This is a genomic window from Microbacterium enclense (assembly GCA_038182865.1).
Taxonomy (GTDB): domain Bacteria; phylum Actinomycetota; class Actinomycetes; order Actinomycetales; family Microbacteriaceae; genus Microbacterium; species Microbacterium enclense_B.
In genome coordinates this window covers 264,919-279,775 of sequence record CP116226.1, presented here as the reverse complement: position 1 = coordinate 279,775, position 14,857 = coordinate 264,919, and the positions used below count along the sequence as shown (strand labels likewise).

Annotated in this window: 13 protein-coding genes; 7 read left to right on the top strand and 6 right to left on the bottom strand. The window is 72.1% G+C overall.

Annotation, left to right across the window (positions count from 1 at the left end):
• Window positions 1-105: 105 nt before the first annotated feature.
• The 5 genes from PIR02_01230 to PIR02_01210 form a co-directional block, all read right to left on the bottom strand.
• Complete coding sequence (locus tag PIR02_01230) at window positions 106-339, bottom strand: hypothetical protein (protein ID WZH37295.1); 234 nt, start codon at window positions 337-339, stop codon at window positions 106-108.
• On the bottom strand, window positions 329-1,027 hold the full coding sequence (locus PIR02_01225; protein WZH37294.1) for a ribonuclease E inhibitor RraB: 699 nt from the start codon (window positions 1,025-1,027) through the stop codon (window positions 329-331). The genes PIR02_01230 and PIR02_01225 overlap by 11 nt, the downstream gene beginning before the upstream one ends.
• Before the next feature lie 119 nt (window positions 1,028-1,146).
• Window positions 1,147-2,541, bottom strand: coding sequence for an FAD-linked oxidase C-terminal domain-containing protein (locus tag PIR02_01220; protein WZH37293.1), 1,395 nt, complete (start codon window positions 2,539-2,541; stop codon window positions 1,147-1,149).
• Window positions 2,538-4,190 (bottom strand): thiamine pyrophosphate-binding protein, encoded by a 1,653-nt coding sequence (locus PIR02_01215; GenBank protein ID WZH37292.1) that lies wholly within the window; start codon window positions 4,188-4,190, stop codon window positions 2,538-2,540. The genes PIR02_01220 and PIR02_01215 overlap by 4 nt, the downstream gene beginning before the upstream one ends.
• A 230-nt stretch (window positions 4,191-4,420) precedes the next feature.
• Complete coding sequence (locus tag PIR02_01210; GenBank protein ID WZH37291.1) at window positions 4,421-4,858, bottom strand: GNAT family N-acetyltransferase; 438 nt, start codon at window positions 4,856-4,858, stop codon at window positions 4,421-4,423.
• Window positions 4,859-4,939: 81 nt separating this feature from the next.
• Between PIR02_01210 and PIR02_01205 the strand changes: the two genes are divergently transcribed.
• From PIR02_01205 to PIR02_01175, 7 genes are all read left to right on the top strand, one after another.
• Window positions 4,940-5,638 carry a hypothetical protein gene (locus PIR02_01205; protein WZH37290.1) on the top strand — a complete coding sequence of 233 codons (699 nt, stop codon included), beginning with the start codon at window positions 4,940-4,942 and terminating at the stop codon, window positions 5,636-5,638.
• Window positions 5,635-6,147, top strand: a complete 513-nt coding sequence (locus PIR02_01200; GenBank protein ID WZH37289.1) for an RNA polymerase sigma factor — start codon at window positions 5,635-5,637, stop codon at window positions 6,145-6,147. Before PIR02_01205 ends, PIR02_01200 begins: the two co-directional genes overlap by 4 nt.
• Window positions 6,148-6,330: 183 nt before the next feature.
• Window positions 6,331-7,824 carry an aldehyde dehydrogenase family protein gene (locus PIR02_01195; protein ID WZH37288.1) on the top strand — a complete coding sequence of 498 codons (1,494 nt, stop codon included), beginning with the start codon at window positions 6,331-6,333 and terminating at the stop codon, window positions 7,822-7,824.
• 465 nt (window positions 7,825-8,289) lie between these two features.
• Complete coding sequence (locus PIR02_01190) at window positions 8,290-9,939, top strand: amidohydrolase (protein WZH37287.1); 1,650 nt, start codon at window positions 8,290-8,292, stop codon at window positions 9,937-9,939.
• A 91-nt stretch (window positions 9,940-10,030) separates the two neighbouring features.
• On the top strand, window positions 10,031-11,032 hold the full coding sequence (locus tag PIR02_01185; GenBank protein ID WZH37286.1) for a sugar ABC transporter substrate-binding protein: 1,002 nt from the start codon (window positions 10,031-10,033) through the stop codon (window positions 11,030-11,032).
• Window positions 11,033-11,103: 71 nt separating this feature from the next.
• Window positions 11,104-12,630 carry a sugar ABC transporter ATP-binding protein gene (locus PIR02_01180; protein ID WZH37285.1) on the top strand — a complete coding sequence of 509 codons (1,527 nt, stop codon included), beginning with the start codon at window positions 11,104-11,106 and terminating at the stop codon, window positions 12,628-12,630.
• Window positions 12,627-13,631 (top strand): ABC transporter permease, encoded by a 1,005-nt coding sequence (locus PIR02_01175; GenBank protein WZH37284.1) that lies wholly within the window; start codon window positions 12,627-12,629, stop codon window positions 13,629-13,631. Before PIR02_01180 ends, PIR02_01175 begins: the two co-directional genes overlap by 4 nt.
• 409 nt (window positions 13,632-14,040) lie before the next feature.
• Here PIR02_01175 and PIR02_01170 read toward each other — a convergent pair whose 3' ends face one another.
• Window positions 14,041-14,856: a MoaF C-terminal domain-containing protein gene (locus PIR02_01170; GenBank protein WZH37283.1), complete on the bottom strand. Its 816-nt coding sequence runs from the start codon at window positions 14,854-14,856 to the stop codon at window positions 14,041-14,043.
• Window position 14,857: the final 1 nt, after the last annotated feature.

The following is a 14,857-nucleotide window of genomic DNA, read 5'->3' as shown; positions in this document are numbered from 1 at the left end:
GTGTGCGCGGCGCCGGCGATCTGCGGCAAACGAGCGGACCGCGCGGGGAGGGCGCGGGGGAGGGCACCCTCGTCGCGAGTCAGGCGCCGAGGGGATGCGGTTCGATCACGCGGGCGACCGGCGCGTCAGCAGGCCCCCCGCGAGAACCACGATCCCCACGACGAAGACCACCGCCGCGACACCCATCACGGCGGCGTCCGCGGGAGCCTCGGGCAGTCCGCCGAGGTGTCCTCGCCGTCGCAACTCCGCCAGAGCCGGAAGAGGAACAGCACCACCACCGCGCCACCGATCAGTGCGATCGCGGCAGCCGCGGCGACGGCGCGCGTCCTCACGCGTCACGCACCTCGACGTTCGCGCCCCAGCCGTCGTAGTCGCCCTTCCTCGCTTCGACGATGCCGATGACCTCGGTGAGGAACGCCGCCACCGAGGCATCCGTCAACGTCTCGACGCGTGTCGCGACCAGGATCAGCTGCAGTCCGCGGCGACGGATGTCGACCGTGAAGCCGTGCGAGCGAAGATCGTCGGCTGCGGCGTCGGCGGATCTGCGCCAGCGGAAGTATGCGAAGTGTTCGACCGGTCGTGGGGCCGTGAAGGCCTCGCCGAGCTCTCGGCGAGGTGCCACCTGTTCCGGCCACATCGCGATCTCGCGCGCGACCGTCGCCGAAGGTCCTGCGTGCGATGCAGGGGGCTCGGATCTGTAGACCCCCTGCTCGTCGACCGCATCGGCGAACTCCTCCCACCCCATGTTGGCGAGGTTGAGGTTGTTGTCCACGGCCCAGAGGTCGGCTGCAACGCAACGGAACGGCGGATGCCTCTCCCGGAGGTCGATGACGAGCACGGGGTAACCCTCGGTCGTCAGGGCGATGTCGTCCGCGATGAAGAGGACGGAGGCGCCCTCATCGTTGTCGGCAATCGCCGACCGGACGTCGTCCTCCGTTGTGCCTACCCATCGGACGTCGTCGACGAACTGCACGGAGGCGCGAAACCCATCGGCGTTCTCGGTGCGCACCGCGGCCACGAGGTTCATCCATGGGTCCGGGGTGCTGCCGCGGTGCGCACGAGAAGAGAGTCGCTCGTTCGGGGGAGGGGGTCCATGCGGTCAGTATGCCGGGACCGTTCCGCTTCCGGGCCGCGGAGCGGTGCGCGTCAGATCGCCCGCCCCGGGGTCAGGATGCCACGCGGGTCCAGCGCGGCCTTGATCGCGCGCTGCACGTCGAGGGCGGCGGCATCCTGCTGCCAGGGGAGCTCGTGGCGTTTGACCGAGCCGATGCCATGCTCGCCCGAGATGGTTCCGCCTAACGACAGGGCGAGGCGCGTGATGTCGTCGATGACGAGCTCGGCCGCGGCGTACTCGTCGGGGGTGTCACCGGCCTCGACCGTGGGGTGCAGGTTGCCGTCGCCGGCATGGGCGACGATGGCGACGCGGCGCCCGTGGCTCCGGGCGATCTCGCCGATGCCGCGGAACACCGCCGCGAGCTGCGCCACCGGCACGCCGACGTCGCACGACACGCGAAGTCCTTGCGCGGTCAGCGCGGGATTGGCGAGGCGGCGAGCCTCGAGCAGGCTGTCGGAGTCGCTGATCTCGGTCTCGGCGGCGCCGTGCGCCCGGCAGATCGCGGCGATCTGCTCGGCGGTCTCGTGTGCCGCGAGGCCGACGGTCTGACCTACGAGCATCGCGGCCCCGGGGGAGGGCAGGCCGCTCGGGTGGAACGCCTCGATGATCTCGACGCTGCGCGCATCGATCAGCTCGAGCACCTCGGGGGCGGCGGGGCCCGAGACGATCGCGGTGACGGCGCGTCCGGCATCCTCGATGTCGTCGAAGCTCGCGCGGAAGGTGCGGGGCTGCCCCGGCGGCACGGGCTTGAGGCGGACGGTCGCGCCGGTGATCACGCCGAGCGTGCCCTCGGAGCCGGTGAACAGACTCGTGAGGTCGTACCCTGTGGTGTTCTTGCGCGTGCGCGCGCCGGTGCGCATCACGCGCCCGTCTGCGAGCACGACCTCCAGGGCCGCGACCACATCGGTCGTCACGCCGTGGGCGACGCAGCGCAGCCCGCCGGCGTTCGTGGCGATGTTGCCGCCGATCGTCGACCACTGGGCGCTCGCCGGGTCGGGCGGGAAGAACAGGCCGTGCGCGAGAGCCGCGGCATCCAGTTCCGCTGTGATCACCCCGGCCTCGACGTCGGCGAGCCGGTTGTCGACGTCGATCGAGAGGATGCGGTTCATCGCTTCGAGCGAGATGACCAGCCCGCCCGCGTAGGCGACCGCGCCGCCGGAGAGCCCGGTCCCCGCTCCGCGGACGGAGACCCGGATGCCACGGGCGTTCGCCCACGCGAGGGCGGTCGACACGTCGTCGGTCGAGGCGGCCCGCACCACCGCGAGCGGCAGTCCCTCGGGCTGCGCGCGCGAGCTGTCGACGGCATGGGCGGCGAGGCTCGCGGGGTCGATGAGGAGGCGGTCGCCCAGGGCGGTGCGGAGGTCGTCGAGGACTGCGCCGGGCACCTGGTCGCGGCCCCCGCCCAGCGGCTGGGCGACCCCGCTCACGAGTTCACCTTGATGATCTCGCGCTGGTACGGCGCGATGACGTCGCCGCTGATACGCAGATCGAGCAGCAGGAACGGGCGTTCGCCCGGGTCGCGCGCCGTCCATGCGGCGAGGGCGTCGAGGTCGGCCACCTCGCGCACGACCACGCCCTCCGCGCCGAAGCCGCGGGCGACGGCGGCGAAGTCGACCTCGGGGATGAGCATGGGCTCTCGGGCGAGGCCCTTGAGGCCGTACAGGTTGACCTCTGCGCCGTAGGCGGCGTCGTTCCACACGACCGCGATGCCGTGCCCCCGGGCCGCTCGCACCGCGCTCTCGAGGTCGGCGATGGCCATGAGCCCGCCGCCGTCGCCGGTCGTGAGCACCACGGTGGAGTCCGGCCGGGCGGCGATGGCTCCCGCGACCGAGGGGAAGCCGAGGCCGATCGACTGGTACGCGGTGCCGATCATCATCATGCGGTCGGGTGAGGCTACGGGCCAGTACATGTTCGACCAGCCGAGGAAGTGTCCGCCGTCGGAGACGACGACGCGGTCCTCGGGGAGGAGCTCCGCGAGCCGTGCGGCGGCGGAGCGCGGGTCGAGACGCCCGTCCGGCGCGAGGCCGTCCCCGGGCTCCTGCTCGCGAAGGGGCGCGACGTCGACGCGATCACGCCAGCCCGACGACGGCGCGCCGCGAGAGCGCAGCCGTTCGACGAGCGTCTCGGCGGCCACCCCGGCATCCGCCCGCACGAAACCGCCCACCTGGGCGTGCGTCGCGGTGGGGGCCACGTCGATCTGGAAGACCTGCGTGCGGGGTCCGAAGAGCTCGCCGAAGCGCATCGTGAACTGGTTCAGGCCCGCGCCGAACACGACGGCGACGTCGGCCTCGCGCACGAGCTCCATCGCGCCCTCGGCTCCGAAGCCTCCCGTCACGCCGAGGTCGTGTTCCGCCGCGGGGAAGATCCCGCGGCCGAGGGCGGTGGATGCCGTGATCGCACCGGTCGCGTCAGCGAGGCGACCGAGCGCGGGGCCGGCGTCGGCGAGCCACGCGCCACGGCCCGCCAGAAGGAAGGGGCGCTCGGCGCGGGCGAGCGCGTCGGCGATGCGGTCGAGGGTCGCTTCCGCCGCAGGTCCGCGGGGAGCGAGGGGCGCGGGCAGGGTCACGGTCCCGGCGTCGGTGAGCGGACCCGCCTCGCGCGTGACGACGTCGTAGGGGATCGCCAGCACCACCGGCACGCGGTAGGTCAGCGCGTGCTCGAGTGCGATGAGGACGGTGGCCGTGGCATCCCGATCTCCCACCGTATAGGTGCGCACGCCGACCGCCGAGGCGAGGGCGACCTGGTCGACGCCCCACGGGCGCGGGCCGGAGGTGGGCTCGTCGCCGACGACGAGCAGCAGAGGGATGCGGGCCTGGGCGGACTCGGCCAGGGCCGTGAGGGTGTTGGTGAAGCCGGCGCCGTAGGTGGCGGTGGCCGCGGCGATACGGCCCGATGCGCGGTAGTGGGCGTCGGCGGCGACGACTCCGCCCGCCTCGTGCCGCATCGCCGTGAAGGTCACGGCGGTCTCGCGGTGCAGCACATCGAGGAAGTGGGCGTTGCCGTTGCCCATCACCCCGAAGACGTGGTCGAGGTGGCGACCGAGGGTGTGGGCGACGTGGGCGGAGACGATGGGCATGCGGAAGCCTTTCGCGAAACAGGAACGGGAATGAGCCGTATGTGTCTCGCGCGGTTCTCGCGCTACGTGCCCCTTTTTCGAGCAGCGACCCACGACTTCGTGCGCCTGACGGGAGAGATCATATACGATCTCGCGGGTCGCGCGCAGCGCGTCTCCGTCGCGGGGCGGCGTCCCGAACGCCTCGCGTAGATGCTCCCAGACTGTCGGCAGAGGTGCTTCGAGACCGTTTCTCAGGCCCTCAGCCCGCCCGAAGGTCCGGGCGTCGGCGCGGGAGAGGACGCGACGTCCATCCCCGGACCGTCGGCGGGCCGCCGGACGAACCCGTTGCGCTCGTAGAACGCCGCCCTTCCCCGTGCCGCGAACAACTGCACGTCGTGCACACCCCGACGCTGAGCCTCCTCGACCAGGCGGCGCAGGATCTCGGCCCCGGCTCCCGCCCCTCGCGCGCGCTCCGCGACGATCATCTCGGTGACGAAGGCGTGCAGGGCGCCATCGCTGATCAGGCGCCCCATCCCGACGAGCATGCCGTCGTCGTCCCGGGCGGCACAGACGACCCAGGTGCCCGCGAGGGCCCGGTCGAATGTCTCCTCGGGCTGGTCGCCCCAGCCGGTCTCGGCGTAGAGCGTCGCGAACTCGCGCGCCGTCGGGGGATCGAAGGAGAAATGCACGAGCGAGAGAGTAGCGCGGGGTGTCACGTTCGCGAGGCGTCGCGACATGAACGGGATGAAGAGAATGAGAGAGGACTCGCCATGAACCCCGACCCCTTCGACGCCCTCGCCGCCGCCGACCCGGCGCGTGACGTTCGTATGCCGCCCGACCGCGCACGACGGCTCGTGCGCGCGGCGACCCGACAGCCCGTGCGCCACGGGCGGTGGGTCGTTCCGATCGTGGCGATCGTCGCGGTGAGCGGGATCGGGATCCCAGCCGCAGCCGTGGCCTCGGGGTACCTCGCGCGCACCGGATGGTTCGGCAGCCCGAACCCCGGTTCCCCCGAGGGAACGCGGCCGATCGGCACCGAGGCCGACGGCAGCGAGTGGATCGACACGTCGGCGTCGGACTACCCGGACTACGCGGTCACCCTGTGGCCCTCCTACGCCTCTCTGCCGATCGGCTACGACGCCGCGACGTTCGCCCGTGCCATCGCCGCGGACGCCCCGGAGGGTCTGCGGCAGGTCACCGGCATCCGGAGCGAGTTCGAGCAGAACGCCCGCTGCGCGTGGCGGGAGGAATGGCTGGATGCCGACGCGGCCGGCGATGCGCACCGCGCGGCGATCGCGGCGCAGACGCTGACCGGGGCGGCGACGTGGCCGGCGACCGTCACGACCGACGGGGGCGGGATCGTCGACGAGGAGAAGGCCCTCGCGGCGGCGGCAGACGCGGGCGATCGCGCCGGGGTCGAGGCGGTCGACGCGTGGTGCGGCGAGATGCTCGAGGGGCGTCGACCGTGACCGTGGACGCGGAACGCGCGCGTTTCGAGGCTGCCGTCGAACCGCTCATCCCCGACCTCTTGCGGTACTTCGTGCGTCGCGTCGACCCACGCGCCGACGCCGACGACTGCGTCTCGGAGACCACGCTCGCGCTGTGGCGTCATCGGCGGCGGTTGCCGGTGGCATCCGAAGAACAGCGCATGTGGGCGTTCGGCGTCGCGCGGAACGTGCTCGCCAACCACACCCGCAAGCGCGCTCGCCGCGCGCGGATCGACGACCTCCTCGTGCGTGCGGAGCCGGAACCGGTCAGCGATGAGGCGTTCATCGCGCTCGAGGCGCTCGGGACGCTCCCGGCGAGCGACCAGGAACTGCTGCGACTCGTGCTCTGGGACGGGTTCGGCGTTGCCGAGGCCGGGGCGCTCGCGGGTGTGCGTCCTGCCGCGGCGCGCAAGCGGTACGAGCGGGCTCGCGCGCGGCTCCGCGCGGCGTTCGCCGCGCTGCAGCCCACGCTCGTGCGCGACGGCGCGTGAGAGGTCGTGCTTCGTCGCTCGCGTTCGCGCCAGGACAGAGGGGATGGCGCGCGGCCGGGCGGAAGCGGGCGCGGCCGGTCTAGGGGAGCGCGCGGGGGGACAAGCGTCGAGCGGGCACCGGGCGGAGGCTGACGGAACGGGCCCCGCGCACGACGGCCCGGGACACGAACCGAAGGAGCAACGATGTCCGACCCCACCCCCGCCCTCGCCGATCCCGCGGTCGAGACCGAGGCTCCCGTCGCCGATACCCCGGCGGGCGCCGCAGACGCGGCCGCGGACGCCGCCTTGCTGGCCCGCGTGCAGGCCCCCGAGGGGCAGGGGCGGGAGATCCCGGATGCCGCGACCCGCGAGGTCATCGGACGCGCGCCCGTGCACACCACCGCCGACGTCGACGACGCCGTGGCCCGGGCCCGCGCCGCGCAGCCGGGGTGGGATGAGCGCGGGCACGAGGAACGCAGCGGTCTGCTGAGGGCCGCGGCCGATCGCATCGAGGCGAACGCCGAGGCGCTCGCGAGACTCCTCTCCCGCGAGCAGGGCAAGCCCCTCGACGGACCGAACGCCCGCTTCGAGGTGGGCGCGTGCGCCGCGTGGCTCCGCGCCACCGCGGCGACAGAGCTGGCCCCCGAGGTCGTCGTGGACGACGGCGAGGCGTACGCCGAACTGCATTACCGCGCGCTCGGCGTCGTCGCGGCGGTGGGTCCGTGGAACTGGCCCATGATGATCTCCGTCTGGCAGATCGCCCCGGCCCTGCGCATGGGCAACACCGTCGTGGTCAAGCCGAGCGAGTACACGCCGCTGAGTGTGCTCGCCCTCGTGGACGTCATCAACGGGGTGCTCCCCGACGACGTCCTCATCGCCGTCTCCGGTGACCGTGATGCCGGTGCGCGTCTGGTGGCGCACCCCGACGTCGACAAGATCATGTTCACCGGATCGACCGCGACCGGCCGCAGAATCGTCGAGGCCTCGGCCGGCAACCTCGCCCGGCTGACCCTCGAGCTCGGCGGCAACGACGCCGGCATCGTCCTGCCCGACGTCGACCCCGCGGCCATCGCCGAGGGACTCTTCTGGGGCGCGTTCATCAACACCGGCCAGACCTGCGCCGCTCTCAAACGCCTGTACGTGCACGACGACGTCTACGACGCCGTCGTCGAGGCGCTCGCCGCATACGCCGCGCAGGTGCCGATGGGGCGCGGTCTCGACGAAGGGGCGGTGCTCGGGCCCTTGCAGAACAAGCAGCAGTTCGACATCGTCGATCGACTCGTCCAGGATGCCAAGGCATCCGGTGCCCGGATCGTGCTGGGCGGCGAGCCCGCCACCGAGCTCGGCGAACTGTTCTATCGCACCACGATCGTCGCCGATGTGACCGACGGCGTCGCCCTCGTCGACGAGGAGCAGTTCGGACCGGCGCTTCCCGTCATCCGGTACGGCGATGTGGAGGAGGCCATCGCCCGCGCCAACGGCCTCGATGTGGGTCTCGGCGCCTCGGTGTGGTCGAGCGACCGCGACGCCGCGCTCCGGGTGGCGGCACGTCTGCAGGCGGGCACCGTGTGGATCAACTCCCACGGAGGGGTGCACCCTCTCATTCCGTTCGGCGGGGTGAAGGGGTCGGGCTACGGTCTCGAGTTCGGCGTCGAGGGGCTCAAGGCCCTCGGGGTACCGCAGGTCATCAACGGCTGAGGAAGGCGTCGGTGCGCACGCCGTGAACGCACGCCGTGAAGGCACGCATAAACGCGATTCGCGCGCGGAAACGCGAGCACAGCGCGTTTATGCGCGCGAAAAGTGTTTATGCGTGGGTCGTCGCGCCCGGGGGAGCGGGCCGGGCAGCGCGCGGGGCGGCGGCGCGGGCGCTTCGCGGACGGGTCGTGCGTTGACCGTCAACGCCGGGGCATCCCTGGTCAAGCCGCGCGGGACGGATGCGCGCAGGATGTACTCACCCGCACCGGAGCCTCGCGCACCGGGTCGTCCGCTCCACCGGTCCCACCCGCACCTCCGCTCCACCGCACTCGCCGGTCCCGGCGGAAGCCGGACCCCCGTGCCCGCTCCGCCCGCACCCGCTCCGCCCGCACCCGCTCCGCCCGCACCCGCTCCGCCCGCACCCGCCCGGGGTCCTTACCCGACCCCGCCGATCCCCCGGGAGACCCCATGACCGTCGCCGACCTCATCCTCCACGGTGCCGACGTGCACACCGCCGACCGTTCCCGGCCCCGCGCGACCGCGCTCGCCGTGGCCGACGGCCGCCTCCTCGCCGTGGGCGGCGACGACGAGGTGCTCGCCACCGCCGGACCCGCGACCGAGGTGCGCGACCTCCGCGGCGCAACCGTCGTGCCCGGTCTCGTCGACGTGCACAACCACCACCTCATGGCGGGGGAGGGCGACCTCTTCCAGCTCTCCTTCCCTCCCACCGCCGGACTCGACGAGGTGCTCGACGCCGTCCGTGCGTGGGCGGCCGACCTCGGCCCCGACGAGTGGGTCGTCGGCGAGGCGTTCGGCAGCGTCCTGCTCGACGACTTCGCCCGCGCCGAGACCCGCGCCCGCTTCGACGAGGCCGCCGGCGGACGACCGGTCGTCCTCACCGACGACAGCCATCACAACCGCTTCGCCAATTCGGCCGCGCTGGCGGCAGCCGGCATCCACTCCGACACTCCCGACCCCGCGCAGGGCCGCATCGTGCGCGACCAAGAGACGGGGGAGCCGACCGGACTCCTCATGGAGTCCGCGACGCTCCCGGTGACCGAGGCGTTGGATCGCAGTCTCGCCCGCACCCCTGAGCGCTACCGCCGGGCGAGCGCCCGCGCGATCGAGATCCTGCACTCCTTCGGGATCACCGCGTTCCAGGACGCCGCCGCCACCGTCGAGATCATGGGCGCGCTCCGCGACCTCGACATCGACGGCGACCTGCACGCCTGGGTCGTGTCGTCGTTGCTGTCGAGCGAGTTCCTCTTCGCGAACACCCCCGTCGGCGACGATCTCGTCGCGCGGCGCGAGGAGTTCCGCACCGCACATCACCGGCCCGACTTCGTCAAGATCGCCCTCGACGGGGTGCCGCCTACCCACACCGGCGCGTTCCTCACCCCGTACCTGCCGACCCCTGACCACGGCCACGCGCACTGCGGAGTCACCACGATGGCCCCCGCCGAACTGACCGACTGGCTCACCCGCACCGCCGCCCAGGGCCTCGGGGCCAAGATCCACTGCACCGGGGATGCCGCGGTCCGCGTGGCACTGGATGCGATCGAGGTCGTCCGCGCGAGCGGTGACACGAGCACCCCGTACCAGATCGCGCACGGGCAGTTCGTGCACCCCGACGACCGTCAGAGGTTCGTCGACCTCGACGTCTCGGCCGACATCTCGCCGTTCCTGTGGTTCCCCGGCGTGATCCCGGATGCCATCGCCCAGGTGCGTCCCCAGCCCGAGGCCACGCAGGTCCAGCCCAACCGCGACCTCGTCGACCGCGGCGTGCTCGTCGCGGGCGGCTCCGACTGGCCGGTCAGCGTCTCGCCCAACCCGTGGGAGGGCATTCAGGGTCTCGTCACCCGCGCCGACCCGCTCGGCCGCGCACCCGGGACCCTGTGGCCCGAGCAGGCGCTGACGCTCGAGGAGGCGTTCGAGGTGTTCACGATCAATGCGGCGACAGCGATGGGGCTCGGCGACGTGACCGGCTCGCTCGCCACGGGCAAGTCGGCCGATTTCGTCGTGCTCGACCAGGACCCGTTCGCCGTCGAGATCGACCGCGTCGTCCACACCCGTGCGGTCGAGACCTGGTTCTCCGGCCGACGCGTGTGGACGCCCTGACCCCTGGCATCCGCCCCGCTCGAAAGCTTCCCCCCTGCACCACCCGCATGACAGCACCCGCACCCGCACTCACCTCATCGCAAGGAGCATCATGAAGCGCAGTCTCCGCCTGACCGCCCTGGCCACGGTCGCCATCGCCGGTCTCGCTCTCTCGGCGTGCAGCACCACGGCAGCCGACGACGCCGGCTCGGGCGCCTCGGCCCCCGCCGAGCGCGGCCCGGTCAAGAAGATCCTGTTCGACTACCCCTTCACGGCGCTGCCGGTCTACGGCGCCATCGTCAACATCGTCGAGGCGCGCGCTGCCGAGAAGGGCGTGGAGGTCACCTTCACGAACGACGAGATGGACCTGCAGAAGCAGGTCAGCCAGCTGACCTCGAACCTCGGCAGCGACGTCGATGCCGTCGTGTCGTTCCCCGTCGACCCCGCGAGCCTCGAGTCCGTCGCCCAGCAGTACCGGGATGCCGGGAAGTACTGGGTCACCTACGGCGGCGACATGACGAACCAGGACGCCACTCTCCAGTTCAGCTTCTACCAGTCGGGCTACGACCTGGGGAAGGATGCCGCCGAGTGGGCGCTGGAGAACGTCGGCCCGAACGCCGAGGTCATCGTGCTCAGCGAGACCGAGCGCCAGATCGGCCAGGAACGCACGCAGGGTCTGCTCGACGGTCTGAAAGAGACCGGCCCCGACCTGCAGATCGTCGGCGAGCAGCAGGCCGTGACCCCCGACGACGGGCTCTCTGTCACGACGACCCTCCTCGCGCAGCACCCCGACGCGAACGTCGTCGTCTCAGCGGTCGGCGACGCCGCGCAGGGCGCCTACCAGGCCCTCGTCGCCGCGGGTCGCCCCGAGAACGACCCGAAGACCTATGTCGGCGGACTCGACCCGAACCTGTTCCTGCTGCAGAAGATGAAGGACGGCAACTTCTTCCGCGCCGCCACGTATTTCTCGCTCAAGGACCTCGTCGACAACGTCATCGACATCCCCGTCGCCCTTGGCGAGGGGAAGGCGGATGCCAGCGTCGATCTGCCCGTGACCGTCGTGACGGTCTCGGACCCCAACCTCTCGAGCTACATCACCGAGCTCGGCGGCTGACCCGCCCGGGCGGGGCGGGGCGACCCGCTCCGCCCGTCGACGACGACCCCTCCGACGAGAACGGATACGACATGTCTGTCACCGTGCGCGGTCTGACGAAGCGGTACGGGGCGACCCTCGCCCTCGACGACGTCACCCTCGACATCCCCGGCGGGCGTATCCACGCCCTGCTCGGCCACAACGGCGCGGGGAAGTCCACCCTCATCGCCTGTCTCGGCGGCGGCGTCGCCCCCACCGAGGGCACCATCGAGATCGACGGCGCCAGCCATGACTCCCTGACCCCGCGAACCTCCATCGCCGCCGGCGTCGCGGTGATCTACCAGCACCTCAGCCTGCTGGAGAACATGACCGTCGCCGAGAACCTCTTCATCGGCCAGGAACTCACCGCCGGGGGGATCATCCGCCGCGGCGAGCAGCGCCGCCTGGCGCGCGAGGCGCTCGACGCGGTCGGTGCAACGGGAATCGACCCCGACGTCAAGGTCGCGACCCTGCCGATCGGACAGCGGCAGCTGGTCGAGATCGCCAAGGTCGTGCGCCGCGACGCGCGGCTCATCGTGTTCGACGAACCGACCGCCGCGCTCTCGCGTGCCGAGGCTGCCCGCCTGGGCGAACTCGTCCGCGATCTCGCCGGGCGCGGGATCGCGATCCTCTACGTCACGCACCTGCTCGGCGAGGTGCTCGCACTCGCCGACGCCGCGACCGTCATGCGCAACGGGCGGGCGGTGTGGTCGGCGGAAGGCTCGGAGATCACGCGCGAGTCCCTCGTCGCGGCGATCAGCGACGGGCACGGAGCCACCAACGACCGCCCCGCGGCGCCGCGTCGCGGTGAGACGCCGGTGCTCGAGGTCCGCGGGCTCACGGCCCCCGGGCTCCAGCCCACCGATCTCTCGGTGGCCCCGGGCGAGATCGTCGCCTGTTACGGGCTCGTCGGGTCGGGGCGCACGCGGTTTCTCAGCACCGTGTTCGGGCGTCTCCCGCGCACGGGCGGCACCCTCGCGATCGACGGGGTCTCCCGCGAGACGCGGTCACCCGCTCAGGGACTGCGCGCCGGGATCGCCCTCGTCCCCGCAGACCGGGCTCGTGAGGGCCTGTTCGCCGCTCTGCCTGCCCAGGACAACACCGTCATCGACGCGATGCGCCGTCTCGGATCGTGGGGGCTGCGGTCGCTTCGCGCGGAGCGCGGCGTGTTCGACCGCGTCGCCGACGGCCTCGCCCTCCGCCCGCGCGCAGCCGATCTGCCCGCCGGCCGCTTCAGCGGCGGAAATCAGCAGAAGATCCTGCTCGGACGGTGGGTCAACGACGCCGCCCGAACGCGGGTCATCCTGCTCGACGACCCCACTCAGGGCGTCGACGTCGGTGCCCGCAAAGACATCTACGACGCCGTCAAAGCCCTCGCCGCCGAGAAGGGGATGGGTGTCATCGTCGCCACGAACGAGCCCGAGGAAGTGATCGACCTCGCCCACCGGTGTCTCATCTTCGCGAGGGGCGCCGTCATCGACGAGGTCGATGTCGCCCTGACCACGGCCGACGATCTCCTCTCGGCCGTGCATTCCGTCCCCGCTGATCTCACCGCCCCCACCGAAGGAACCCTGCCGTGACCGACAACCGCTTCCTCCGCGCCGCCGTCGAGGGCGTCGTGCGCACACCGCTGCTCATCGTGCTGATCGTCCTGGTGATCGGCGTGCAGGTGGCGACCGACTCGTTCTTCGGATGGCAGAACATCCGCGGCATCCTGCAGGACAGCGCGGTCATCGCGATCGTCGCCATCCCGGTGGCCATGCTGCTCATCGCCGGGTACATCGATCTCTCGGTGGGCTCGAGCCTCGCTCTGGGCGGGGTCGTGGCATCCCTCGTCATGGACAAGGGGGCCGGCCAGCCCGCCGTCGCGATCGTGCTCGCGATCCTCGCGGGGGCCGTGGTGGGGCTCGTGAACGCCGTGATCATCACCGTGCTGGGACTGAACTCGTTCATCACCACGCTCGGCACCCTCACGGCCGTGCGCGGGGTGGCGCAGCTCATCAGCCCCACCCCACGCAACAACTTCGGGGATCAGTTCGGCCTGCTGGGTGTCGGAACCGTCGCGGGTGTTCCTCTCTCGGTGTGGATCGCGGTGCTGCTGCTCATCGTCGCCGGGATCTTCCTGTCGCTCACGCCCACCGGCCGCCACGTCTACGCCGTCGGCGTCAACCGACAGGCGGCGTACCTTTCCGGCGTCCCGGTGCGGCGGCTGCCGTTCGCCCTCTTCGTGCTGTCGGGGGCGATGTCGGGCTTCGCCGGCACGATCGTCGCGGCCCGCCTGAACAGCGCCCCGGCCGGTCAGCTGGGCGCCGGCTTCGAGCTCGTCGTGCTGACGGCAGTGCTGCTGGGCGGTGTCGCTCTGACGGGAGGCGAGGGCACGATCTTCGGCGTCGTCGTGGGCGTGCTGTTCTACGGGGCGCTGAACAACTCGCTCGTGCTGCTGGGCGTCACGACGTTCTGGCAGGCGGTGGCCAGCGGCCTCGCGCTCGTCGCGGCGATCGGACTGAGCGCCCTGACGCACGTGCTGCGGATGCGCCTCGCGACCGCGCGGGCGAGGAAGCTGGTGGCGCTCGCCGCCTGACCTACGCCGAGAAGCCGCGCCCCCGGTCGGGGCGCGGCTTCCGCGTGTGCGGGGCGTCCCGCGGGCGCGGCTCCGGTGTGCGGCGGGCCGCTGGTGGTGACGGGCGGAGGGTGAGGGGCGACGGGAGGAGCGTGAAGGTGCTGGGATCCTCCGCTCGTCCCTGGTCCTCCGCCGGTCACGGTGCCACGGCAGATGCCGGCGCGTGACGCCGTGGAATCGAAACCAGCGCACCGGAATTGGACGGATGCCGCTGCGGCATCCGGATCTGGTGCCTCCGTCCGATTCTGGGAGGCGTCCTCGTGGGGTCGGAGATGTCGGGGCTCGGCGCGCGGGTCTCGGGCGCACGGGACACCCCCGCACACGCGAGAGCCGCGCCCCCGAAGGGACGCGGCTCGGGGGCGAACGGGCCTCAGCGTTCCAGCGGGCGCGCCGGGTCGTACTCGACCGGGTGCACGGTGTTCGACAGCAGGCGGCCGTGCGCACCGAAGGTGAAGTGCGTCGCGCCGGTGCCGGACTCGTCGGTGCCGAACAGCACACCATGGGCGCGCAGCGCCTTCTGGTCGCGGTGGTCGGCGATCGTCACCGAGCCGCACGGGATGACCTTCTCGCGCCACGTGAACACGTAGATGCCCGGGCGTACGCGCCATACCGTGTTCTCGTCGGTGTCAGCCAAGCCCTGCTCGGGACCGGCGAGGCAGTGCCACGAGTACCAGTGCGGTGAGAGGTAGACGTGCTCGTACGCGTGCACGGTCGAGTACACCCACAGCACCCGCCGACCGATGAGCTCGTCGGTGGGCGCCGGGGCCTCGCCGCGCACCTCGAGTTCGGCGATGCGCGCCGGGGTGAAGCTCATCTGCACGGCCGTGCGCCCCGGCGCCGCGGCGCCGAGCGTGCTCACGACGGTCAGAGCGTGGCCGCTGCGCAGGTCGAGGATCAGCGTCACGGCCTGGTCGGAGCGCAGGGCGGGGGCGTACTGCGCGTAGTACAGCTCCTCGTCGACCTCGATCACCTCGACGGCGTCGCGACCGGTCTCGGACCCCGACTCCCACGCCACGGCATCCGTTTCGAACCGGTACGCGGTGCGCGTGCCCTCGTCGTCGACGGTGGTGAAGGTGCGCCTCGCGAGGGCGTCGGTCAGGTCGGCTTTGGCGGCGTCGAAGCCGGGAGCCAGCCCGTCGAGCGGCAGCCAGGTGCTCGTGTCGGACAGGTTGAGAGTGTCGGTCATG

Coding starts and splice junctions, on each gene's coding strand:
- PIR02_01190 (WZH37287.1), top strand. CDS start 8,290: ATGACCGTCGCCGACCTCATCCTCCACGGTGCCGACGTGCACACCGCC.
- PIR02_01225 (WZH37294.1), bottom strand. CDS start 1,027: ATGAACCTCGTGGCCGCGGTGCGCACCGAGAACGCCGATGGGTTTCGC.
- PIR02_01185 (WZH37286.1), top strand. CDS start 10,031: ATGAAGCGCAGTCTCCGCCTGACCGCCCTGGCCACGGTCGCCATCGCC.
- PIR02_01205 (WZH37290.1), top strand. CDS start 4,940: ATGAACCCCGACCCCTTCGACGCCCTCGCCGCCGCCGACCCGGCGCGT.
- PIR02_01195 (WZH37288.1), top strand. CDS start 6,331: ATGTCCGACCCCACCCCCGCCCTCGCCGATCCCGCGGTCGAGACCGAG.
- PIR02_01215 (WZH37292.1), bottom strand. CDS start 4,190: ATGCCCATCGTCTCCGCCCACGTCGCCCACACCCTCGGTCGCCACCTC.
- PIR02_01180 (WZH37285.1), top strand. CDS start 11,104: ATGTCTGTCACCGTGCGCGGTCTGACGAAGCGGTACGGGGCGACCCTC.
- PIR02_01170 (WZH37283.1), bottom strand. CDS start 14,856: ATGACCGACACTCTCAACCTGTCCGACACGAGCACCTGGCTGCCGCTC.